Genomic DNA, 20,628 nt, shown 5'->3' with positions numbered 1-20,628 from the left:
ATCGATGAACGCTCCTTCCGACATGCCCACCGCTCCCGTTTTCCCTTCGCGCCTGCCGAACGTCGGCACGACGATCTTCACGGTCATGAGCGCGCTCGCCGCCGAAAAAGGCGCCGTCAACCTCGGCCAGGGCTTCCCCGATTTCGACTGCGACCCGCGCATCGTCGACGCGGTCGCGGCCGCGATGCGCAACGGCCAGAATCAGTATCCGCCGATGGCGGGCGTCGCGTCGCTGCGCGGCGCGATCGCCGACAAGATCGAACACCTGTACGGCCGGCGCTACGATGCCGCCACCGAGATCACGGTGACGGCCGGCGCGACGCAGGCACTGCTCACGGCGATTCTCTGCGCGGTGCATCCGGGCGACGAGGTCATCGTGATCGAGCCGACCTACGACAGCTACCTGCCGTCGATCGAACTCGCCGGCGGCAAGCCGGTGTTCGTCACGCTCGACGCACCCGACTACGCGATTCCGTTCAACCGTCTCGCCGCCGCGATCACGCCGAAGACGCGCATGATCCTGATCAATACGCCGCACAACCCCACCGGCACCGTGTGGCGCGAGGCGGACCTGCGCAGGCTCGAGGAGATCGTGCGCGGCACCAACGTGCTGATCCTGTCGGACGAGGTGTACGAGCACATGGTCTACGACGGCGCGCGGCACGAGAGCGTCGCGCGCTATCCCGAACTGGCCGCGCGCAGCTTCATCGTGTCGAGCTTCGGGAAGACCTTCCATGTGACCGGCTGGAAGATCGGCTACGTCGCGGCGCCAGCGGCGCTGACCGCGGAATTCCGCAAGGTTCATCAGTTCAACGTGTTTACGGTGAACACGCCGATGCAGGTGGGGATCGCCGATTATCTGCGCGACCCGGCGCCGTATCTGACGCTGCCCGACTTCTATCAGAAGAAGCGCGACTTCTTCCGGGCCGGCCTCGAGCGTACGCGCTTCAAGCTGCTGCCGTGCACGGGCACGTACTTCCAGTGCGTCGATTATTCGGCGATCAGCGACGTGTCCGAAGCGGAATTCGCCAAGTGGCTCACGGCGGAGATCGGTGTGGCGGCCATTCCCGTGTCGGCGTTCTATCACGCGCCGCACGAATCGGGCGTCGTGCGCTTCTGCTTCGCCAAACAGGAGAGCACGCTCGCGTCCGCACTGGAACGGCTGGCGCGCCTGTAACCGGGGCGCCGCCGCGAGCCGCGCGGGCGGCCGGGCCGTGCTTACGAACGCGCGAGGTTTGCCGCTTCAACGTACGCCTTGCGGTCGGCGGCCACGCGCTGCGCGGCGGGCCGTGCGCCCACCAGCTTCGCGTGCGCCTTCCAGTCGATGCCCGCGTCGAGGAGAAAATCACGATCGTAGATCGCCTTCGTCGCCATCCCGAGCACCGGCAGATGGACGAACGCGGCGATGTCGGCAAGACCGAAGCTATCGCCGAGCACGTACGGTGAAAACTGCGTGAGCCGCTTGAACGCGTCGATCGCGCGCGGCAGGCGCTTCTCGACGTGCGCCTTCATCGCGTCGCTCACCTTCCCGCCGAAAAACGCCTCGGTATAGACCTCGCGCGCGGTCCATTCGAGATACAGCTCGAGCGTCTCGACGAGCTCGCGCACCTTCGCGGCCGCAAACGGCGCCGACGGGAAGATCGCCTTGTCCGGATGCCGCGCGGCCAGATACTCGATGATCGCCTGCGACTCGAACAGCGCGCCCTCTTCGGTCTTCACGAACGGGATTTTGCCGAGCGGCGAATCGGCCAGCAGCGCCGGATCGCTGATCGGCAGGCTGCATTTGGTTTCCTCGAACGGGATGTCGTGCTCGATCAGCACGAACTTCACCTTGTTGTAGTAGTTGGACAACGGAATACCGCACAACTGCAGCATCGGAGCCTCCTTCGTGGCGTGGGCGCGGTCGCGGCAGAGCCCGACCGGCTCGGGATTCGTCGCGCTGAAAAGCACGTTCGTGCTAGTCTAAAGCAGTTTCCCGCCCGCCACGACGACATTACATCCGCTGCGGCAGCCGCCGGTCCGCACGCGCGACGCGCGGCTCACCGCCGCCGCGCCATTCGATGGAGACACACTCGCATGAGTGCCGAACTGCTGGCTTCGCGGCCGCCCGAGAGCGAATCGACGCTCGTCCTCACGTTGTCCAATCCCGGCGCGCGCAACGCGCTGCATCCCGACATGTATGCGGCCGGCGTCGAAGCGCTCGCGACCGCCGAACGCGATCCCGAGATTCGCGCCGTGGTGCTCACGGGCGCCGATCGCTTCTTTTGCGCGGGCGGCAACCTGAACCGCCTGCTCGACAACCGTTCGAAGGATCCGTCCTGTCAGGCCGACAGCATCGATCAGCTCGCCGCGTGGGTGACGGCGATCCGCGCGTCGACGAAGCCCGTGATCGCCGCAGTGGAAGGCGCGGCGGCCGGTGCCGGCTTCTCGCTCGCGCTCGCCTGCGACATGGTCGTGGCCGCTCACGACGCGAAGTTCGTGATGTCGTACGCGCGCGTCGGCCTCACGCCCGATGGCGGCGGATCGTGGTTTCTCGCGCGCGCACTGCCGCGGGCGCTCGCGGCCGAAATCCTGCTCGAAGGCAAACCGATCGCGGCCGAACGGCTGCATGCGCTCGGCATCGTCAATCGGCTCGCGGTGCCCGGCGCCGCATTGCGCGACGCACTCGCGTGGGCCGACTCGCTTGCCGGCGTCTCGCCGAACGCGCTTGCGCGCATCAAGCAACTGCTCGACGACGCGACCGCCCAGCCGCTCGACGCACACCTCGTGACCGAGCGCGATCATTTCGTCGCGGCGCTGCATCACGCCGACGCGTTCGAAGGCATCACCGCGTTCCTGGAGAAGCGTCAGCCGCACTACAAGCGCTGATCGCGCGCGTTCGCAACGTGCCGGCCGCCTTGCCGCGGCCGCGGCGAGGAGCAAGCAGGGCAGCGCCTGCAGCACTCGCCGATCCGTGCTGTAATGGCCGCCTGTCGCGGCGCGCTCCGCGCGCCGTGTTCGCGCATGCAACCAAGGAGTTGACGATGATCGACGTCTACAGCTGGGCGACCCCGAACGGCCACAAGGTCCACATCATGCTCGAGGAAACGGGCCTCGCATACCGCGCGCATCCGGTCGATATCGGTGCCGGCGACCAGTTCAAGCCCGAGTTCCTGAAGATCAGCCCGAACAACAAGATTCCCGCGATCGTCGACTCGGATGGGCCCGGCGGCAAACCGATCTCGCTGTTCGAATCGGGCGCGATTCTCGTGTACCTCGCGGAGAAGACCGGCAAGTTCCTGCCCGCCGATCCGGCCGAGCGCTACGCGACGCTCGAATGGCTGATGTTTCAGATGGGCGGGGTCGGCCCGATGCTCGGCCAGGCGCATCACTTCCGCCTGTACGCGCCGGAGAAGATCGAATACGCGATCAATCGCTATACGAACGAAGCGAAGCGGCTGTACAACGTGATGGAAAAACGCCTCGCGCAATCCGAATATCTGGCGGGCGACACGTACACGATCGCCGACATCGCGACGTTCCCGTGGACGCGTTCGTGGCAGAACCAGGGCATCGTGCTCGACGAGCTGCCGAACGTGAAACGCTGGCACGAGGCGATCGCCGCGCGCCCGGCCGTGCAGCGCGGCGTCGAGGTGCTCGCGTCGCTGCGCAAGGCGCTGCAGGACGACAAGGCGCGCGAGATCCTGTTCGGGGCGACGCAATACGCGAAGCACTGAACGACGCGCCGCGTGCGACGCTGCGGCATCGGCGATGCCGCAGCGTCAGAAGTAGTGCAGCGTGATGAATTCCGCCGCGCAGACGAGCATCGGCGCATCGGCTTGCTCGACCTGCATCGACACCCGCCACGTCACCTGCACGCCGCCCTGCGCGGCGTCGGCTGCTTCCTTCACGGCGAACAGCGCACGCACGCGCGCACCGACCGGCACCGGCTTCAGGAACCGCACGCGGTTCAGACCGTAGTTCACGCCCATCTTCTGCTCGAAGCGCATCGCGTCGGTCATCAGCGCGGGAGTCAGCGACAGCGTCAGGAACCCGTGCGCGATCGGGCCGCCGAACGGCGACTCGCGCCGCGCACGCTCCGGATCGACGTGAATCCACTGGTGATCGCCGGTCGCGTCGGCGAAACCGTCGACGCGACGCTGATCGATCTCGACCCAGCCGCTCGCGAACGGCTCGGCGCCGACGAGCGCACGCAGCGCCTGCGCCGACGCGATCAGCGGCAACGCGACGTCGCTCATGCGCTCGCTCCCTGCGGATCGCGCAACCCGAAGATCACCTTGCTGAGCACGATGATCACCGTGTCGCCGGCGCCGTTGACGCCGATCCATTCGGTCGACACGATGCCGCGATCCGGCTTGCTCGCCGACACGCGCTTGTCGCGAATCTTCTGATACATCGTGATCGTGTCGCCGGCGCGCACGGGCTTGAGCCAGCTGATCGAGTCGACGCCGGGCGAGCCCATGCTGGTCGAATCGGAGCCGAGCTTCGCGATCAGCAGGCCCATGAATACCGAACACGTATGCCAGCCGCTCGCGACCAGGCCGCCGAACGGCGATGCCTTGCCCGCCTCCTCGTCGAGATGAAACGGCTGCGGATCGTAGCGTTGCGCAAACGCCTTGATGTCGTCCGCTTCGAACGTATAGCGTCCGATTTCGGTGGTACTGCCGACTTCCAGATCTTCGAAACTGATTCCCACTGTGTCTCTCCTGTGCCACGCTCGCGCGTGACCGTCATGCCGCGTCGGCTTGCGCGAAATCCGGCAGGGCCGCGATGCGCGCAAGGTGATGATCGGTGTCGCCGAGTGTCGTCTCGATGATCGACAGCCGCTTGAACAGGTGCGCCGCGGCGACCTCGTTGGTCACGCCCATGCCGCCGTGCAACTGCACGGCCTGCTGTCCGACGAAGCGCGCGGCCGCGCCGACGCGCGCCTTCGCCGCCGACACGGCCTTGCGCCGCGCATCGGCATCGTCGCCCGCATATCGGACCGCGGCGAGGTAGGTCAGCGAACGCGCCTGCTCCGCGTGTATCAGCATGTCGACCATCCGGTGCTGCAGCGCCTGGAAACGCGCGATCGGCACGCCGAATTGTTCGCGCGTCTTCGTATATTCGACGGTCGCCCGGTTCAGTTCGTCGAGCGCGCCGACCGCTTCCGCACAGAGCAGGAACGTCGCGTAATCGGCAATCTGCTCGAGCGCGGCCGCATCGCGCACGCCGCCCGCCAATTGCCGCGCGGGCGTGTCGTCGAACGCGATCGTCGCGGCACGCTGGCCGTCGATGGTCCGGTAATCGGTGAGCGTCACGCCCGCGGCGTCGCGCTCGACGACGAACAGGCCGATACCGCCGCCGTCGACGCGCGCCGGCACGATCCACGCATGCGCCTGCGCGCCATGCTGGACGACCGACTTGGTGCCGCTCAGCCGGCACGCGCCGCCCTGCTCGCGCGCATGCGTGCCGAGCTCGTACAGGTCGTAGCGCGCGTGCGGCTCGTGGAATGCGACGGCCAGCCGCTTGTGCCCCTGCGCGACCGCTTCCAGCAGCGCGGCATCGTCGCCGCTGCCCGAGCCCGCGACCCGCAATGCCTCGACCGCGACCGCGGTCGCCCAGTACGGCTCGACCACGAGCGCACGGCCGAGCTCCTGCATCGCGACCAGCATGTCGACCGGGCCGCCGCCGAAGCCGCCCTGCGCGTCCGGCACGGGCAGCGCGGTCAGGCCGAGTTCGGCGAACGCGCTCCATTGCGCTTCCGATACGCCCGCATCGCTGCGCACGATCGCCTGCCGCGCGTCGAACCCGTATTGCTCGCCGAGGTAACGGCGCAGCGCGTCGGCGAACTGTTGCTGCTCGTCGGTAAAGCTGAAATCCATGGTTGTCTCCGTTGCCTGGTTACAGCCCCAGAATCATCTGCGCGATGATGTTCTTCTGAATCTCGTTCGAACCGCCGTAGATCGACGTCTTCCGGTAATTGAAGTAGTACGCGGCGAGCGGCGCCGCGTCATCGTCGCCCGCGCAGCTGTGCTCGCGCTCGCCGTCGAGGAACGGGATGTCGAACGGCGCGGCGAGCGGCCCGATCGCTTCGAACATCAGCTCGGTGAGCGCCTGCTGGACCTCGGTGCCCTTGATCTTCAGCATCGACGCCTCGGGACCCGGCCCCTTGCCGCTCGTCTCACGGCTCACGACCCGCAGCACCGTCACCTCGAGCGCCATCAGCTCGACCTCCAGCACCGCGACCTTCGCGGCGAACACGGGATCGGCGAGCAACGGCTTGCCGTTCTTGCGCTGGTTCGATGCGACGCGTTTCAGGAAGGCCAACTCGCGCTTCGACGCGCCGACGCGCGCGATGCCGGTGCGCTCGTGCCCCAGCAGATATTTGGCATAGGTCCAGCCGCGGTTCTCGTCGCCGACGAGATTCTCGACCGGCACCTTCACGTCCTCGAAGAACACCTCGTTGACTTCGTGGTCCTCGTCGAGCGTGATGATCGGGCGCACCGTGATGCCCGGCGTCTTCATGTCGATCAGCAGGAACGAGATGCCTTCCTGCTTCTTCGCCGACGAATCGGTGCGCACGAGGCAGAACATCATGTCCGCATATTGGCCGAGCGTCGTCCAGGTCTTCTGGCCGTTCACCACGTAGTGGTCGCCGTCGCGCTCGGCGCGCGTGCGCAGCGAGGCGAGATCCGAACCGGAACCCGGCTCCGAATAGCCCTGGCACCACCAGTCGGTGCCGTCGAGGATGCGCGGCAGGTAGTGGCGCTTCTGCGCTTCGCTGCCGTATTTCATCAGCACCGGCGCGACCATCGACACGCCGAACGGCAGCACGATCGGCGCGCCGATGCGGGCGCACTCTTCTTCCCAGATGTGCCGCTGCGTCGCGTTCCAGCCCGGGCCGCCGTACTCGACCGGCCACGCAGGCGCGGACCAGCCGCGCTCGCCGAGGATGCGGTGCCAGCTTGCGAAATCGTCACGGTTCAGCCGTTTATGGTCGAGTACCTTGGCGCGCAGTGCATGAGGCAGATTCGCCTCGAGCCAGGCGCGGACGTCGGCGCGGAATGCGTCGTCGGCGGGGGAGTAATTCAGATCCATGCGCAGTGTCTCCTGTCCGCGGCCGTCCGGCCCGGCCAGGACTCACTGCGCAAGGTCATTGCAGCGGTTCTTTCAGCGCGGAGGGAATCGGCAGCGGCATCACTTCGATGCCTTCTTCGACCAAGGATCGCGCATCCTCGGGCGTCGTGACGCCGCGAATGCTGCGTGCCGGCGCTTCGTTGTAATGAATGCGCCGCGCTTCCTCGGCGAAGCGCTCGCCCACGTTCTCGGTCTTCTCCAGCACCTCGCGCAGCGCCCGCATCGCCCGGGCCTGCAGCGCGCGCGGATCGGCCGGCTGCGGCTGCGCCTGCGTCGCGCCCGAAAGGTTCAGACGCGGCGCCGACGGCATCCGGTTGATGTCGGTCGTCCCGCACACCGGACATTCGACCAGCTTGCGAGACAACTGCGCTTCGAATTCATCGGCGGAAGCGAACCAGCCTTCGAACCGATGACCGTGCGGACACTGTAAATCGAGGACCTTCATGCTGAATCAGGGCGTGTGACGAGTGTAGCGCAAATCGCGCTTTTTTGAACGACCGTGCTAAACCGGCTTCGCGCGGCCCGGCGGCCGGCGCGTCACGCGATTGTAACGCCGTGTCCGGCTCGCCGCCGACGCCCGCTCAGGGGTTCTGCAGCGCGCCGAGCGGCCAGTTGCCGGACAGCACCTTCTCGAGCCACATCGTGCCGATGATCGTCTTCACGTCGGAGATCTGGCCGGTGCGCACCCATTCGAGCAGGTCGGGCAGCGTCGCCGTGAAGGTTTCGAGGAATTCGCCTTCGTCGAGCTTGCGCTCGCCGGCCGTGAGCCCGCGCGCGAGGTACAGGTCGATGAACTCGGTCGAATAGGAAATGATCGGGTGAATGCGCGTCAGGAACACGTACTCGCGGGCCGTGTAGCCGGTTTCCTCGCGCAGCTCGCGCACCGCGCATGCGAGCGCGCCTTCGTTCGGATCGAGCTTGCCGGCCGGGAATTCGGCCATGACCTTGCCGATCGGATAGCGGTACTGGCTTTCCATCAGCACGCGGCCGTCGTCGAACAGCGGGATCACCATCACCGCGCCCGGATGCTGGACGTACTCGCGCGTCGCCTGCTTGCCGTCAGGCAGACGCACCGTATCGCGTTTGAGCTTGAGGAACGCGCCGTCGAAAATCGCCTCGCTGTCGAGACAGGTTTCGGTGAGTGCGGCGTCGTGATTGGGTAGTTCGGCCATCGGCGGGCTCCGGAGAAATGAGCACGCGACGGCCGCAGCCGTCAGCGTCGTTTGACGAGATACTGAAACGTGAAGCCGGGAAACGCGAACACGATGAACAGGCTGAACGTGATCGCATAAAACTGCCAGCCCTGTTCGAAGCGGTTGCCGGCGCGCGATTCGAGCCAGAAGCCGAGCGCGCCGACCACGAAGTACAGCACGATCAGCTCGCCGATCCGAATCCACGCACTCTTCTTCGCCGCGCCGATCGGCACGGCGGCGAACAGGCGTTGATTCAGGAACGGCAGGTTGGCGAACAGGAGCGCCAACAGCACGATGAACCAGCCGGCTGCCGACATTACAGCGGCAGCGTTTGCAGCGTATGACGGATCGCCTGCAGGCAAGCCGTCAGCAGCGGGCTCGGAACCAGGCCGAGCGCGACGACCGCAAGGCCGTTGACCACCAGGATCGTGCGCTTGCAGAAGTCGCCCGTGATCGGCGACGCGTCCTGCGGTGCATCGAAGTACATCAGCTTCACGATGCGCAGGTAGTAGAACGCGCCGAACAGCGACGTGATCACCGCGAGCACCGCGAGCCACGTGAGGCCGGCGTTGACCGTGGCCTCGAGCACCGCGAGCTTCGCGTAGAAGCCGACGGTCGGCGGGATGCCGGCCAGCGAGAACATCATGACCATCATCACGAACGCGAACACCGGGCTGCGCTTGTTGAGGCCCTTGAAGTCGTCGATCGTTTCGGCTTCGAAATCGCGGCGTGCGAGCAGCATCACCACGCCGAACGAGCCGAGCGTCGTGATCAGGTAGACGATCGCGTAGAACATCGCCGAGCTGTATGCGTTCGCCGGTGCGGCCGCGTCGCCCTTCACGATGCCGGCCAGCAGGCCGAGCAGCACGAAGCCCATGTTCGAAATCGCCGAGTAAGCGAGCATCCGCTTGATGTTGCGCTGGACGATACCGGTGATGTTACCGACGATCAGCGACAGCGCGGCGAGGATCACGAGCGCGGTCTGCCAGTTCTGCGCGAGCGGCAGCAGGCCCATCACCAGGAAGCGCAGGCCCCACGCGAACGCGGCAACCTTCGGACCGCCGCCGACGAACAGCGTCATCGCGGTCGGTGCGCCCTGATAGACGTCCGGCACCCACATGTGGAACGGCACGGCGCCGAGCTTGAACGCGATACCGGCGACGATGAAGATCACGCCGAACATCAGCACGGCCGCGTCGGTGTTGCCGCTGACCGCCTTGTACACTTCGCCGAGCTCGAGCGAGCCGGTCGCGCCGTAGAGCATCGAGATGCCGTACAGCACGAAGCCCGATGCGAGCGCGCCCAGCACGTAGTACTTCATCGCGGCTTCGCTCGACTGCGCGGCGTCGCGGCGCAGCGCGATCACGGCATACAGCGACAGCGACATCAGTTCGAGGCCGAGGTACAGCGTCAGGAAGTTGTTGCCCGACACCATCACCAGCTGACCGAGCAGCGAGAACATGCCCAGCAGGAACACGTCGCCGCGGAACATGTCGCGGTCTTCGAGGTACTTGCGCGAGTAGACGAGCGTGACCGCGAAGCCGAACGATACGACGGCCTTCATCATGCTCGCGAACGAGTCGACGACGACCATCCGCGAGAAGAAGTAGTACTGGTGCGGATCGAGCGCCTGCACGGCAAACCAGACGCCGGCGACGACCGACGCCACCACCGCGATCAGATAGGTCAGGCGGCGGCCGGCGGCACCGGTAAAGGTGTCGTTCAGCCACGCGACGATGATGGCGGCCATCACCAGCGCGTCAGGCAACAGGACATTCATAGGTGCGTTCATGATCTTGAGTTCCTCCGCTCGCGCTTACTGGGCCAGCGGCAGCTTCGACTGCGCGACATGGGAGAGGAGGTTTTCCACGGAAACGTGCATCACGTCGGTGAAGGGCTTCGGATACAGGCCCATCAGCAGCGTGAACGCGGCGAGCACGGCCAGCATCACGAATTCGCGACGGCCGATGTCCGTCAGCTTCGCGACGTGGTCGTTCGCGACGGCGCCGAAATACACGCGCTTGTACATCCACAACGTGTAGGCAGCGCCGAGGATCAGCGTGAATGCCGCACCGAAGCCGATCCAGAAGTTGTACTGGACGGCCGCGAGAATCACCATGAACTCGCCGACGAAACCCGACGTGCCCGGCAGGCCGCAGTTGGCCATCGAGAACAGCATCGCGAATGCGGCGAACTTCGGCATCACGTTCACGACGCCGCCGTAATCGGCGATCTGGCGCGAGTGCAGGCGGTCGTACAGCACGCCGATGCTCAGGAACATCGCGCCCGACACGAAGCCGTGCGAGATCATCTGGACGATCGCGCCTTCGACGCCGAGCTGGTTGAAGATGAAGAAGCCGAGCGTCACGAAGCCCATGTGCGCGATCGACGAATACGCGACCAGCTTCTTCATGTCGGCCTGCACCATCGCGACGAGGCCGATGTAGATCACCGCGATCAGCGACAGCGTGATCACGACCGGCGCCAGGAAGTGGCTCGCGTCAGGCGTGATCGGCAGCGAGAAGCGCAGGAAACCGTATGCGCCGAGCTTCAGCATGATCGCGGCCAGCACGACCGAGCCGCCCGTCGGCGCTTCCACGTGCGCGTCCGGCAGCCACGTGTGCACCGGCCACATCGGCACCTTCACCGCGAACGCGAGGAAGAAGGCGATGAACAGCATGATCTGCGGCGTCATCGCGATCTTGGCGTTCTGCCACGTCGCGAGATCGAACGAATGCGTCTGCGTGTACAGGTAGATCAGCGCGACCAGCATCAGCAGCGAGCCGGCCAGCGTGTACAGGAAGAACTTGAACGCCGCGTACACGCGGTTCGGGCCGCCCCACACGCCGATGATGATGTACATCGGGATCAGCGTGGCCTCGAAGAACACGTAGAACAGCAGGCCGTCGGCCGCCGAGAACACGCCGATCATGATCCCGGACAGGATCAGGAAGGCCGCCAGGTACTGCGCGACGTTCTCGGTGATCACCTCCCACGCGGCGATCACGACGATCACCGTGATCAGCGCGGTCAGCACGACGAACCACATCGAGATGCCGTCGACGCCGAGGTGGTACGAGATGTTGAAGCGTTCGATCCAGGTCGATTGCTCGACGAACTGCAGCGCGGCCGTGCTCGAATCGAAGCCGGTGATCAGCGGCAGCGTGACCGCGAGGCCCAGCAGCGAGCCGATCAGCGCGAGCCAGCGGGCCGCCCCCGGGTTTTTGTCGTTACCGACCGCGAGCACGAGGAGGCCGAAAACGATCGGCAGCCAGATCGCGGTACTGAGAATCGGAAAAGCGTGCATTAGTTGTCCCCCCGCCTTATTTGCCGCCGAGCGTTACAAACAGGGTCAGGAGCCCCAGCATGCCGATGATCATGGCGAACGCGTAGTGATAGATGTAACCGGATTGGAGGAAGCGGATCACGCCGGCGAACCAGCCGATGAACCGGGCGCTGCCGTTGACGAGACCGTCGATCACGACGACGTCGCCCTCCTTCCACAGGCCGCGGCCGATCGCCACCGAACCGCGGGCGAACACCACTTCGTTGATCTTGTCCATGTAGTACTTGTTGTCCAGCAGCGTGTAGATCGGACCGAACGCGCGGCGGATCGACGCCGGCAGATCCGGACGCTTCAGGTACAGGAACCACGCGACGACGACACCGGCGAGCGCCAGCCACACCGGCAGACCCGACACCGAGTGCAGGCCCATGCCGACCCAGCCGTGGAACTCTTCGGCCATCTCGGCGAGTGCCGGATGGTTCTGGCCGATGAAGATCACCTTGTCGAACGCGACGCCGTGCTGGAAGAAGTCGCCGTACAGCATCGGACCGATCGCGATCGCACCGATGATCAGCGACGGGATCGCCAGCAGCACCAGCGGCACCCACACGACCCACGGGGTCTCGTGCGGCTCGTGCGCATGGTCGTCATGACCGTGGCCATGGCCGTGATCGTCGTGACCGTGTGCGGCGGCGATGCCCATCGGCGATTCCGGATGCTTCGGCTTGCGGAAGCGCTCTTCGCCGTGGAACACCAGGAAGTACATGCGGAACGAGTACAGCGCCGTGACGAACACGCTGGCGACGACCGCGAAGTATGCGAAGCCCGAACCCGGCAGGTGCGACAGCTTCACCGCGTCGATGATCGAGTCCTTCGAGTAGAAGCCCGAGAAGAACGGCGTGCCGATCAGCGCGAGCGAACCGACGAGCGACGTGATCCACGTGATCGGCATGTACTTGCGCAGGCCGCCCATGTTGCGCATGTCCTGGTCGTGGTGCATGCCCATGATCACCGAACCGGCGCCGAGGAACAGCAGCGCCTTGAAGAACGCGTGCGTCATCAGGTGGAACACGGCGACCGGGTAAGCGGACACGCCGAGTGCGACGGTCATGTAGCCGAGCTGCGACAGCGTCGAGTACGCGACGACGCGCTTGATGTCATTCTGGACGATCCCGAGGAAGCCCATGAACAGCGCCGTGATCGCGCCGATCACCGTGATGAACGACAGCGCGGTATCCGACAGCTCGAACAGCGGCGACATGCGCGACACCATGAAGATGCCGGCGGTCACCATCGTCGCCGCGTGAATCAGTGCGGAGATCGGCGTCGGGCCTTCCATCGAGTCGGGCAGCCACACGTGCAGCGGGAACTGCGCCGACTTACCCATCGCGCCGATGAACAGGCAGATACAGGCAACGGTCAGCAGGCCCCAGTCGGTGCCCGGGAAGTGCAGGCTCGCGAGTTCCGCGCGCTTCGCGAACACTTCGCCGTAGTTCATCGAGCCCGCGAACGCGAGCAGCAGGCCGATGCCCAGCAGGAAGCCGAAGTCGCCCACGCGGTTCACGAGGAACGCCTTCATGTTCGCGTAGATCGCGCTCTCACGCGTGAAGTAGAAGCCGATCAGCAGGTACGACACCAGACCCACCGCTTCCCAGCCGAAGAACAGCTGCAGGAAGTTGTTGCTCATCACGAGCATCAGCATCGAGAACGTGAACAGCGAGATGTACGAGAAGAAGCGCTGGTAGCCGTCCTCTTCCGACATGTAGCCGATCGTGTACACGTGCACCATCAGCGAGACGAAGGTGACGACCACCATCATCATCGCGGTCAGCGAATCGACGAGGAAGCCGACCTCGAGTTTCAGCGAGCCGACGTTCATCCATTCATAGACGGTCGCGTTGAAGCTCGCGCCGCCCATCACGTCGAAGAAGACTTTCGCCGACAGGAGGAACGCGATCAATACGCCGAGGATCGTGATCCGATGTGCGCCCTTGCGCCCCACTGCGTTCCCGAACAGCCCCGCAATCAGCGAGCCGGCCAGCGGAGCGAGCGGAATCGCCAGCAGCAGGTTTTCATTGAGTGTCGTTGACATAACAGCGTTGCCTGAAATTAACCTTTGAGCTGATCGAGATCCTCGACATTGATCGTGTCGAGCTTACGGAACAGGGTCACCAGAATCGCGAGGCCGATCGCGGCTTCCGCTGCGGCGACCGTCAGCACGAAGAACACGAAGATCTGGCCGTGTACGTCGCCGAGATAGTGCGAGAACGCGACGAAGTTGGTGTTGACGGCCAGCAGCATCAGTTCGATCGCCATCAGGATGATGATGATGTTGCGGCGGTTCAGGAAAATCCCGACGATCGACATCGCAAACAGGATCGCGCCGAGCACGAGGTAATGGGCAAGAGTCAGCATGGTATGGGTTTCCTCCGCTTAGCCGTTGGTGCTCGTACCGGCTTCGCTCTGCGCCGTTGCCGGCTGCGGCTTGTCCGCTTCCATCTTCACGAGGCGCACGCGATCGTTGCGGCGCACCTTGACCTGATCCGACACGCGCTGGCGCTTGCTGTCCTTGCCGTGACGCGCGGTCAGCCCGATCGCGGCGATGATCGCCACCAGCAGCACCAGGCCGGCGATTTCGAACGCGAAGATGTAGTCGGTGTAGATCACCTTGCCGATCAGGCGCGTGTTCGACCAGTCGGCCATCGCGCCGGTCGCCATCGCGTGGACCGTGTGCGTGTCGCCGTAGCCGCGCCACAGGATCAGCGCGGTCTCGACCACGATGATCGCGCCGACGACGGTGGCCATCGGCACGAACTTCTTGAAGTCGCGCCGCAGGAAGTCGATGTTGATGTCGAGCATCATCACGACGAACAGGAACAGCACCATCACGGCGCCCACGTAGACCAGCACCAGCAGGATCGCGAGGAACTCCGCTTCCAGCAGCATCCAGATCGCGGCGGCGTTGAAGAACGCCAGCACAAGGAAAAGCGCAGACGCCACCGGGTTGCGCGAAGTGATCACCTTCAGCCCTGATACCACCAGGAGCAGCGCGAAGATGTAGAACAGTACGGTCGTGAATTCCATGATTACCGGTTCATCGTTAGGCCATAGTCAGGCGCGGCTTGCGGGACGCTCTCGCGTGCCGCACCCGTCGCGGCGGCACGGCCCGTCGATGCCGGGCCGGCACTGCAAACACAATCAACGATACGGCGCGTCGGCAGCCTTCGCCGCGGCGATGTCCTTCTCGTAGCGATCGCCCACCGCGAGCAGCATTTCCTTCGTGAAATACAGGTCGCCGCGCTTTTCGCCGTGGTACTCGAGAATCTGCGTCTCGACGATCGAATCGACCGGGCAGCTTTCTTCGCAGAAACCGCAGAAGATGCACTTCGTCAGGTCGATGTCGTAGCGCGTCGTGCGGCGCGTGTTGTCCGCACGCGTTTCCGATTCGATCGTGATCGCCATCGCGGGGCACACGGCCTCGCACAGCTTGCACGCGATGCAGCGCTCTTCGCCGTTCTCGTAGCGGCGCAGCGCGTGCAGCCCGCGGAAACGCGGCGAGATCGGGGTCTTTTCTTCCGGAAACTGCACCGTGAACTTGCGCCGGAACGTGTAGCGACCGGTCAGCGCGAGCCCCTTCAGCAGCTCCGTCAGGAAGAAGGTCTTAAAGAAGTGTTGGATTGCCGTCATGATTTCGTCCGATCTTTACTTCACCCAGATGTTCAGCGGCGACATCATCCAGAAGCCGACCACGACCACCCAGATCACCGTGACGGGCAGGAACACCTTCCAGCCCAGGCGCATGATCTGGTCGTAACGGTAGCGCGGGAACGTCGCACGCACCCAGATGAACACCGACAGCAGCGCGAATACCTTCAGCACCAGCCAGAAGATGCCCGGAATGAACGACAGGAATTCGAACGGCGCGTCCCAGCCGCCGAGGAACAGCGTCGCCGCCAGCGCCGAGATCACGATCATGTTGATGTACTCGGCGAGGAAGAACAGCGCGAACGCCATACCCGAGTAATCGATCATGTGACCCGCGACGATTTCAGACTCGCCTTCCACCACGTCGAACGGGTGACGGTTCGTTTCGGCGATGCCGGACACGAAGTAGACGACGAACGCCGGCAGCAGCGGCAGCCAGTTCCACGACAGGAAGTTCACGCCGTGGCCGGCGAAGAAGCCGTGCTGCTGCGAGCCGACGATTTCCGACAGGTTCAGGCTGCCGGCCGTCATCAGCACGAGCACCAGCGCGAAGCCCATCGAGATTTCGTACGAGACCATCTGCGCAGCGGCGCGCATCGCGCCGAGGAACGCGTACTTCGAGTTCGACGCCCAGCCGGCGAGAATCACCGCATACACGCCGATCGACGAGATCGCCATCGCGTACAGCAGGCCGGCGTTGACGTTCGCGAGCACCGCCTGGGCCTGGAACGGGATCACCGCCCACACCGCGAACGCGGGCACGACCGTCATGACCGGCGCGACCAGGTACAGCCAGCGGCTCGCTGCGCTCGGCTGAATCACTTCCTTCAGCAGCAGCTTCAGCACGTCGGCGATCGGCTGCAGCAGACCGGCGGGGCCGACGCGGTTCGGCCCGAGACGCACGTGCATCCAGCCGATCAGCTTGCGTTCCCACAGAATCAGGTACGCGACGCACAGCAGGATCACGACGGCGACGACGAGGATGCGCACGAGCGCCCACACCGTCGGCCACGCGACGCCGAGAAGCTGGGCTCCGCCCGCGTTGATCGTATCGAACAAGCTCATTTACGCCTTCTCCACCACCAGTTCACCGAACAGGCTGCCGAGCGCTGCGCCGGCAGGCGTCGCCGCCGACACGCGAACGACCGTCTCCGCAAGATTCGCGTCGCGCACGGCCGGCAACTGCACCGCACGCTCGCCTTGACGCACGCGCACCGCGTCGCCTTCCTTCAAGCCCAGCTTGTCGAACAGCCCGGCCGGCAGGCCGACGGTGTTCGCGGCCTTCGCGGCGGCCGTCAGGTGCAGCGCACCTGCGCGGCGCACGAGTGCGTCGGCGTGATAGATCGGCACGTCGGCGAGGCGCTCGAAGCCGCCGTTCGCGGCGCTGGCTGCGACACGTGCCGGCGCGACCGACGTGCGGTTCGACAGGCGGCTTGCGACACCTGCGTCGCCGAGCGCGGCGAGACGTACTTCTTCGGCCGTCTCGTATTCGAAGTTCGGCAGGCCGAGCAGGCTGCCCAGCACGCGCAGCACCTTCCAGCCGGGGCGCGTGTCGCCGAGTGCGCGCACGACGCCGTTGAAGCTCTGCACCGTGCCTTCGGCGTTCACGTACGTGCCGGCCGTTTCGGTGAACGGCGCGATCGGCAGCAGCACGTCGGCGTAATCGACGCCGTGCTTGAACGGCGACATCACGACGACCATTTCCGCCTGGTTCAGCGCGGCAAGCGCCTGCGCCGGATCGGCGGTGTCGAATTCCGGTTCGACGTTCAGCAGCACGTAGCCCTTGCGCGGCTGCGCGAACGCTTCGCGAGCGTTCAGGCCGCCTTCGCCCGGCAGTGCGCCGACCGCGTGCGCGCCGACCGTGTTCGCTGCTTCCGTCAGGAAGCCGAGCGTCGCGCCGGTGTTCTCGGCGATCCACTGTGCGAGCGCGTGCAGCTGCGCGAATTGCGGGTGACGCACGGCGACGTTGCCGAGCAGCACCGCGCGGCGTTCGCCGTTCGCGAGCGATTGCGCGACGGCCTGGGCGGCCGCCGACGCCGTGACGCCGGCGAGCGCATCGGGCAGCGCGACGCCGCGCAGTTGCGCGACCGCCGCGGCGATGCCGGCCAGTTCGTCGAGCCATGCCGACGGTGCGGCGACGATGCGCTGCGCGGTCGGGATCAGCGAGTCGTCGCCGGTTGCGTTCAGGAAGTGCAGCTTCGCTCCGTTCTTCGCGGCCTGACGCAGGCGTGCGGCGAACAGCGGGTGGTCGCGGCGCAGCAACGAGCCGACAACCAACGCGGCACCGAGGTTCGACAGATCGGCGATCGGCATGCCGAGCCACGGCGCACCGGCGACCGGCGCCGAGAAATCCTGCTGGCGCAGACGGAAGTCGACGTTCGGCGTCTTCAGTTCATTGGCGAGCTGCTTCACGAGGAACAGCTCTTCGGCCGTGCTGTGCGCGCTCGCGAGCATCGCCAGCGCGTTCGCGCCGTGATCCGCGGCGATGCCCTTCAGGCCCTTCGCGACATATTCGAGTGCGGTCTGCCAGTCGGTTTCGATCCACTGGCCGCCCTGCTTCAGCATCGGCTTCGTCAGGCGCTCGGCGCTGTTGAGCGCTTCATACGAGAAGCGGTCCTTGTCCGAGATCCAGCATTCGTTGATCGTTTCGTTCTCGAACGGCAGCACGCGCATCACGCGGTTGTTCTTCACCTGCACGACGAGGTTCGCGCCGACGGAATCGTGCGGGCTCACCGACTTGCGGCGCGACAGTTCCCAGGTCCGGGCGCTGTAGCGGAACGGCTTGCTGGTCAGCGCGCCGACCGGGCACAGGTCGATCATGTTGCCCGACAGCTCGGAGTCGACCGTCTTGCCGACGAACGTCGTGATTTCCGAGTGCTCGCCGCGGCCCAGCATGCCGAACTCCATCACGCCGGCGATTTCCTGGCCGAAGCGGACGCAGCGCGTGCAGTGGATGCAGCGCGACATTTCTTCCATCGAGATCAGCGGGCCCACGTTCTTGTGGAACACCACGCGCTTTTCTTCCGAATAGCGCGACGACGACTTGCCGTAGCCGACCGCCAGATCCTGCAGCTGGCATTCGCCGCCCTGATCGCAGATCGGGCAGTCGAGCGGGTGGTTGATGAGGAGGAATTCCATCACCGACTGCTGCGCCTTCACGGCCTTGTCGGATTGCGTGTGCACGACCATGCCGGCCGACACGGGCGTCGCGCAGGCAGGCACGGCCTTCGGCATCTTCTCGACTTCGACGAGGCACATCCGGCAGTTGGCCGCAACCGACAGTTTCTTGTGATAGCAGAAGTGAGGAATGTACGTATCCGCCTTGTGCGCAGCCTGGATCACCATGCTGCCTTCGGGCACCTCGACCTTCTTGCCGTCTATTTCAAGTTCAACCATGATGGTGAATGGTCCTTAACCTATTTCCGCCCGTTCGCGCGTTCGCCCGACCGTGCGCTCAAATTCCGCAACCGGTACTTCGCTTCAGGCTGCCGCCGCGTGTGTGTGGCCGCCGACCATGCAGTGCTTGTGCTCGACGTGGTACGCGAATTCGTCCCAGTAGTGCTTGAGCATCCCGCGAACCGGCATCGCCGCCGCGTCGCCGAGCGCGCAGATCGTACGGCCCATGATGTTCTCCGCCACCGAGTTCAGCAGGTCCAGGTCTTCCTGGCGGCCCTCGCCGTGCTCGATGCGGTTCACGACGCGATACAGCCAGCCGGTGCCTTCGCGGCACGGCGTGCACTGGCCGCACGATTCCTCGTAATAGAAGTACGACAGGCGCAGCAGCGAACGCACCATGCAGCGCGTCTCGTCCATCACGATCACCGCGCCGGAGCCGAGCATCGAGCCCGCCTTCGCGATCGAGTCGTAGTCGAGATCCGTCTGCATCATGATGTCGCCCGGAATCACCGGCGCCGACGAGCCGCCCGGAATCACGGCCTTGATCTTCTTGCCGCCGCGCATCCCGCCGGCGAGCTCCATCAGCGTCGCGAACGGCGTGCCGAGCGGCACTTCGTAGTTGCCCGGACGCTCGACGTCGCCCGACACCGAGAAGATCTTCGTGCCGCCGTTGTTCGGCTTGCCGATCTCGAGGTAATTCTGCGGCCCGATGGACAGCAGGAACGGCACCGCGGCGAACGTCTCGGTGTTGTTGATCGTGGTCGGCTTGCCGTACACGCCGAAGCTCGCCGGGAACGGCGGCTTGAAGCGCGGCTGGCCCTTCTTGCCTTCGAGCGATTCGAGCAGCGCCGTTTCCTCGCCGCAGATGTACGCGCCGTAACCGTGGTGCGCGTGCAGCTGGAACGAGAATTCCGAGCCCATGATGTTGTCGCCGAGGAAGCCGGCGGCGCGCGCCTCGTCCAGGGCAGCCTCGAAGCGTCGATAGACTTCGAAGATTTCGCCGTGGATGTAGTTGTAGCCGACGGTGATGCCCATCGCGTATGCGCCGATGGCCATCCCTTCGATCAGTGCGTGCGGGTTCCAGCGCAGGATGTCGCGATCCTTGAACGTGCCCGGTTCGCCTTCGTCCGAGTTGCAGACGAGGTACTTCTGCCCCGGGAACTGGCGCGGCATGAAGCTCCATTTGAGGCCGGTCGGGAAGCCCGCACCGCCACGGCCGCGCAGGCCCGACGCCTTCACGTCGGCGATCACCTGCTCCGGCGGAATCTTCTCTTCGAGAATGCGACGCAGCTGCTTGTAGCCGCCGCGCGCGACGTAATCTTCGAGATGCCAGTTCTCGCCGTTAAGGCCTGCGAGGATCAGCGGTTTGATGTGACGGTCGTGAAGGGACGTCATTTCGAAAGCTCCTCAAGCAGCTGGTCGATCTTCTCGCGGCTCATGAAGCTGCACATTCTGTGATTGTTCACCAGCAGCACCGGCGCATCGCCGCACGAGCCCATGCATTCGCCTTCTTTCAGCGTGAACTTGCCGTCAGGCGTGGTCTCGCCGAAGCCGATGCCCAGCTTCTGTTTCAGGTAGTCGGCCGTCGCCTCGGCGCCGCCGTGCGGGCCAAGCTGACACGGCAGGTTCGTACAGAGCGTGATCTTGTGCTTGCCGACCGGTTTGAGCTCGTACATCGTGTAGAACGTCGCGACTTCCTGCACGGCAACGGCCGGCATGCCGAGATAGTCCGCGACGAACTGCATCAGTTCGGGCGACAGCCAGCCGTGCTCTTCCTGAGCGACGGCCAACGCCGACATCACGGCGGACTGTTTCTGATCGGCGGGATACTTCGTCAACGCTCGATCGATTTCTTTCAGGCCTTCAGCTGAGATCATTTTCAGACACGACTCTTTCAATTCCTACCGAACGAACAACCTGCCGCACTGC

The 20,628-nt window shown here is 65.1% G+C and carries 21 protein-coding genes; 3 read left to right on the top strand and 18 right to left on the bottom strand.

Annotation, left to right across the window (positions count from 1 at the left end; translation table 11 throughout):
- Nucleotides 1-4 precede the first annotated feature (4 nt).
- A complete protein-coding gene (locus MBR110_RS06920) occupies nt 5-1,177 on the top strand; it encodes a pyridoxal phosphate-dependent aminotransferase (protein ID WP_059734601.1) in 1,173 nt (390 codons plus the stop codon).
- Nucleotides 1,178-1,218: 41 nt separating this feature from the next.
- Here MBR110_RS06920 and MBR110_RS06915 read toward each other — a convergent pair whose 3' ends face one another.
- Complete coding sequence (locus tag MBR110_RS06915; protein ID WP_059560719.1) at nt 1,219-1,875, bottom strand: glutathione S-transferase family protein; 657 nt, start codon at nt 1,873-1,875, stop codon at nt 1,219-1,221.
- A 201-nt stretch (nt 1,876-2,076) separates the two neighbouring features.
- Here MBR110_RS06915 and MBR110_RS06910 point away from each other — a divergent pair, with 201 nt between their 5' ends.
- Together MBR110_RS06910 and MBR110_RS06905 are read left to right on the top strand one after the other, a co-directional pair.
- A complete protein-coding gene (locus MBR110_RS06910) occupies nt 2,077-2,868 on the top strand; it encodes an oxepin-CoA hydrolase, alternative type (RefSeq protein ID WP_011885515.1) in 792 nt (263 codons plus the stop codon).
- A 155-nt stretch (nt 2,869-3,023) separates the two neighbouring features.
- The gene (locus tag MBR110_RS06905; protein ID WP_014723350.1) at nt 3,024-3,716 is read left to right on the top strand and encodes a glutathione binding-like protein; all 693 of its coding nucleotides are present in this window, start codon (nt 3,024-3,026) and stop codon (nt 3,714-3,716) included.
- A gap of 45 nt (nt 3,717-3,761) precedes the next feature.
- Here MBR110_RS06905 and MBR110_RS06900 read toward each other — a convergent pair whose 3' ends face one another.
- The 17 genes from MBR110_RS06900 to nuoE all read right to left on the bottom strand — a co-directional run bounded on the left by MBR110_RS06900 (nt 3,762) and on the right by nuoE (nt 20,576).
- Nucleotides 3,762-4,238 carry a MaoC family dehydratase gene (locus MBR110_RS06900; protein ID WP_060081960.1) on the bottom strand — a complete coding sequence of 159 codons (477 nt, stop codon included), beginning with the start codon at nt 4,236-4,238 and terminating at the stop codon, nt 3,762-3,764.
- Nucleotides 4,235-4,696, bottom strand: a complete 462-nt coding sequence (locus MBR110_RS06895; protein WP_011885518.1) for a MaoC family dehydratase — start codon at nt 4,694-4,696, stop codon at nt 4,235-4,237. The genes MBR110_RS06900 and MBR110_RS06895 overlap by 4 nt, the downstream gene beginning before the upstream one ends.
- 34 nt (nt 4,697-4,730) lie before the next feature.
- Nucleotides 4,731-5,864, bottom strand: a complete 1,134-nt coding sequence (locus MBR110_RS06890) for an acyl-CoA dehydrogenase family protein (protein ID WP_181709233.1) — start codon at nt 5,862-5,864, stop codon at nt 4,731-4,733.
- Nucleotides 5,865-5,883: 19 nt separating this feature from the next.
- Complete coding sequence (locus MBR110_RS06885) at nt 5,884-7,080, bottom strand: acyl-CoA dehydrogenase family protein (protein ID WP_181709232.1); 1,197 nt, start codon at nt 7,078-7,080, stop codon at nt 5,884-5,886.
- A gap of 55 nt (nt 7,081-7,135) precedes the next feature.
- Nucleotides 7,136-7,564 carry a DUF1178 family protein gene (locus MBR110_RS06880; protein WP_059474989.1) on the bottom strand — a complete coding sequence of 143 codons (429 nt, stop codon included), beginning with the start codon at nt 7,562-7,564 and terminating at the stop codon, nt 7,136-7,138.
- Between the two features lie 136 nt (nt 7,565-7,700).
- The gene (locus tag MBR110_RS06875; RefSeq protein ID WP_014723354.1) at nt 7,701-8,291 is read right to left on the bottom strand and encodes an NUDIX domain-containing protein; all 591 of its coding nucleotides are present in this window, start codon (nt 8,289-8,291) and stop codon (nt 7,701-7,703) included.
- A gap of 41 nt (nt 8,292-8,332) precedes the next feature.
- Nucleotides 8,333-8,629: a DUF2818 family protein gene (locus MBR110_RS06870; protein ID WP_059696077.1), complete on the bottom strand. Its 297-nt coding sequence runs from the start codon at nt 8,627-8,629 to the stop codon at nt 8,333-8,335.
- A complete protein-coding gene (nuoN, locus tag MBR110_RS06865; protein ID WP_172820461.1) occupies nt 8,629-10,092 on the bottom strand; it encodes an NADH-quinone oxidoreductase subunit NuoN in 1,464 nt (487 codons plus the stop codon). The genes MBR110_RS06870 and nuoN overlap by 1 nt, the downstream gene beginning before the upstream one ends.
- Before the next feature lie 36 nt (nt 10,093-10,128).
- On the bottom strand, nt 10,129-11,619 hold the full coding sequence (locus MBR110_RS06860) for an NADH-quinone oxidoreductase subunit M (protein WP_011885525.1): 1,491 nt from the start codon (nt 11,617-11,619) through the stop codon (nt 10,129-10,131).
- A gap of 16 nt (nt 11,620-11,635) precedes the next feature.
- The gene (gene nuoL / locus MBR110_RS06855) at nt 11,636-13,690 is read right to left on the bottom strand and encodes an NADH-quinone oxidoreductase subunit L (RefSeq protein ID WP_059463495.1); all 2,055 of its coding nucleotides are present in this window, start codon (nt 13,688-13,690) and stop codon (nt 11,636-11,638) included.
- A 17-nt stretch (nt 13,691-13,707) separates the two neighbouring features.
- A complete protein-coding gene (nuoK, locus tag MBR110_RS06850; RefSeq protein ID WP_011885527.1) occupies nt 13,708-14,013 on the bottom strand; it encodes an NADH-quinone oxidoreductase subunit NuoK in 306 nt (101 codons plus the stop codon).
- Between the two features lie 18 nt (nt 14,014-14,031).
- Complete coding sequence (locus MBR110_RS06845) at nt 14,032-14,682, bottom strand: NADH-quinone oxidoreductase subunit J (protein ID WP_011885528.1); 651 nt, start codon at nt 14,680-14,682, stop codon at nt 14,032-14,034.
- A 114-nt stretch (nt 14,683-14,796) separates the two neighbouring features.
- Entirely contained in the window at nt 14,797-15,285 is a 489-nt protein-coding gene (nuoI, locus tag MBR110_RS06840; RefSeq protein ID WP_011885529.1) for an NADH-quinone oxidoreductase subunit NuoI, read from the bottom strand.
- Nucleotides 15,286-15,300: 15 nt separating this feature from the next.
- Nucleotides 15,301-16,368, bottom strand: a complete 1,068-nt coding sequence (nuoH, locus tag MBR110_RS06835) for an NADH-quinone oxidoreductase subunit NuoH (RefSeq protein ID WP_011885530.1) — start codon at nt 16,366-16,368, stop codon at nt 15,301-15,303.
- On the bottom strand, nt 16,369-18,699 hold the full coding sequence (gene nuoG / locus MBR110_RS06830; protein WP_014723356.1) for an NADH-quinone oxidoreductase subunit NuoG: 2,331 nt from the start codon (nt 18,697-18,699) through the stop codon (nt 16,369-16,371).
- Between the two features lie 84 nt (nt 18,700-18,783).
- Nucleotides 18,784-20,094, bottom strand: coding sequence for an NADH-quinone oxidoreductase subunit NuoF (gene nuoF, locus MBR110_RS06825; protein ID WP_011885532.1), 1,311 nt, complete (start codon nt 20,092-20,094; stop codon nt 18,784-18,786).
- Nucleotides 20,091-20,576, bottom strand: a complete 486-nt coding sequence (gene nuoE / locus MBR110_RS06820) for an NADH-quinone oxidoreductase subunit NuoE (protein ID WP_006478266.1) — start codon at nt 20,574-20,576, stop codon at nt 20,091-20,093. Before nuoE ends, nuoF begins: the two co-directional genes overlap by 4 nt.
- Nucleotides 20,577-20,628: the final 52 nt, after the last annotated feature.

It is taken from the genome of Burkholderia sp. MBR-1, assembly GCF_013822785.1.
GTDB lineage: Bacteria > Pseudomonadota > Gammaproteobacteria > Burkholderiales > Burkholderiaceae > Burkholderia > Burkholderia vietnamiensis.
The sequence above is the reverse complement of the archived record's forward strand: the minus strand, read 5'-3'. Positions and strand labels throughout refer to the sequence as shown.

Bases quoted from the DNA above. Each gene is read 5' to 3' on its own strand.
- nuoF (WP_011885532.1), bottom strand. From the start codon at position 20,094: ATGACGTCCCTTCACGACCGTCACATCAAACCGCTGATCCTCGCAGGC.
- MBR110_RS06890 (WP_181709233.1), bottom strand. From the start codon at position 5,864: ATGGATTTCAGCTTTACCGACGAGCAGCAACAGTTCGCCGACGCGCTG.
- nuoI (WP_011885529.1), bottom strand. From the start codon at position 15,285: ATGACGGCAATCCAACACTTCTTTAAGACCTTCTTCCTGACGGAGCTG.
- MBR110_RS06900 (WP_060081960.1), bottom strand. From the start codon at position 4,238: ATGAGCGACGTCGCGTTGCCGCTGATCGCGTCGGCGCAGGCGCTGCGT.
- nuoK (WP_011885527.1), bottom strand. From the start codon at position 14,013: ATGCTGACTCTTGCCCATTACCTCGTGCTCGGCGCGATCCTGTTTGCG.
- nuoN (WP_172820461.1), bottom strand. From the start codon at position 10,092: ATGAATGTCCTGTTGCCTGACGCGCTGGTGATGGCCGCCATCATCGTC.
- MBR110_RS06875 (WP_014723354.1), bottom strand. From the start codon at position 8,291: ATGGCCGAACTACCCAATCACGACGCCGCACTCACCGAAACCTGTCTC.
- MBR110_RS06870 (WP_059696077.1), bottom strand. From the start codon at position 8,629: ATGTCGGCAGCCGGCTGGTTCATCGTGCTGTTGGCGCTCCTGTTCGCC.
- MBR110_RS06910 (WP_011885515.1), top strand. From the start codon at position 2,077: ATGAGTGCCGAACTGCTGGCTTCGCGGCCGCCCGAGAGCGAATCGACG.
- MBR110_RS06905 (WP_014723350.1), top strand. From the start codon at position 3,024: ATGATCGACGTCTACAGCTGGGCGACCCCGAACGGCCACAAGGTCCAC.
- nuoH (WP_011885530.1), bottom strand. From the start codon at position 16,368: ATGAGCTTGTTCGATACGATCAACGCGGGCGGAGCCCAGCTTCTCGGC.
- nuoE (WP_006478266.1), bottom strand. From the start codon at position 20,576: ATGATCTCAGCTGAAGGCCTGAAAGAAATCGATCGAGCGTTGACGAAG.
- MBR110_RS06885 (WP_181709232.1), bottom strand. From the start codon at position 7,080: ATGGATCTGAATTACTCCCCCGCCGACGACGCATTCCGCGCCGACGTC.
- nuoG (WP_014723356.1), bottom strand. From the start codon at position 18,699: ATGGTTGAACTTGAAATAGACGGCAAGAAGGTCGAGGTGCCCGAAGGC.
- nuoL (WP_059463495.1), bottom strand. From the start codon at position 13,690: ATGTCAACGACACTCAATGAAAACCTGCTGCTGGCGATTCCGCTCGCT.
- MBR110_RS06880 (WP_059474989.1), bottom strand. From the start codon at position 7,564: ATGAAGGTCCTCGATTTACAGTGTCCGCACGGTCATCGGTTCGAAGGC.
- MBR110_RS06915 (WP_059560719.1), bottom strand. From the start codon at position 1,875: ATGCTGCAGTTGTGCGGTATTCCGTTGTCCAACTACTACAACAAGGTG.
- MBR110_RS06845 (WP_011885528.1), bottom strand. From the start codon at position 14,682: ATGGAATTCACGACCGTACTGTTCTACATCTTCGCGCTGCTCCTGGTG.
- MBR110_RS06920 (WP_059734601.1), top strand. From the start codon at position 5: ATGAACGCTCCTTCCGACATGCCCACCGCTCCCGTTTTCCCTTCGCGC.
- MBR110_RS06860 (WP_011885525.1), bottom strand. From the start codon at position 11,619: ATGCACGCTTTTCCGATTCTCAGTACCGCGATCTGGCTGCCGATCGTT.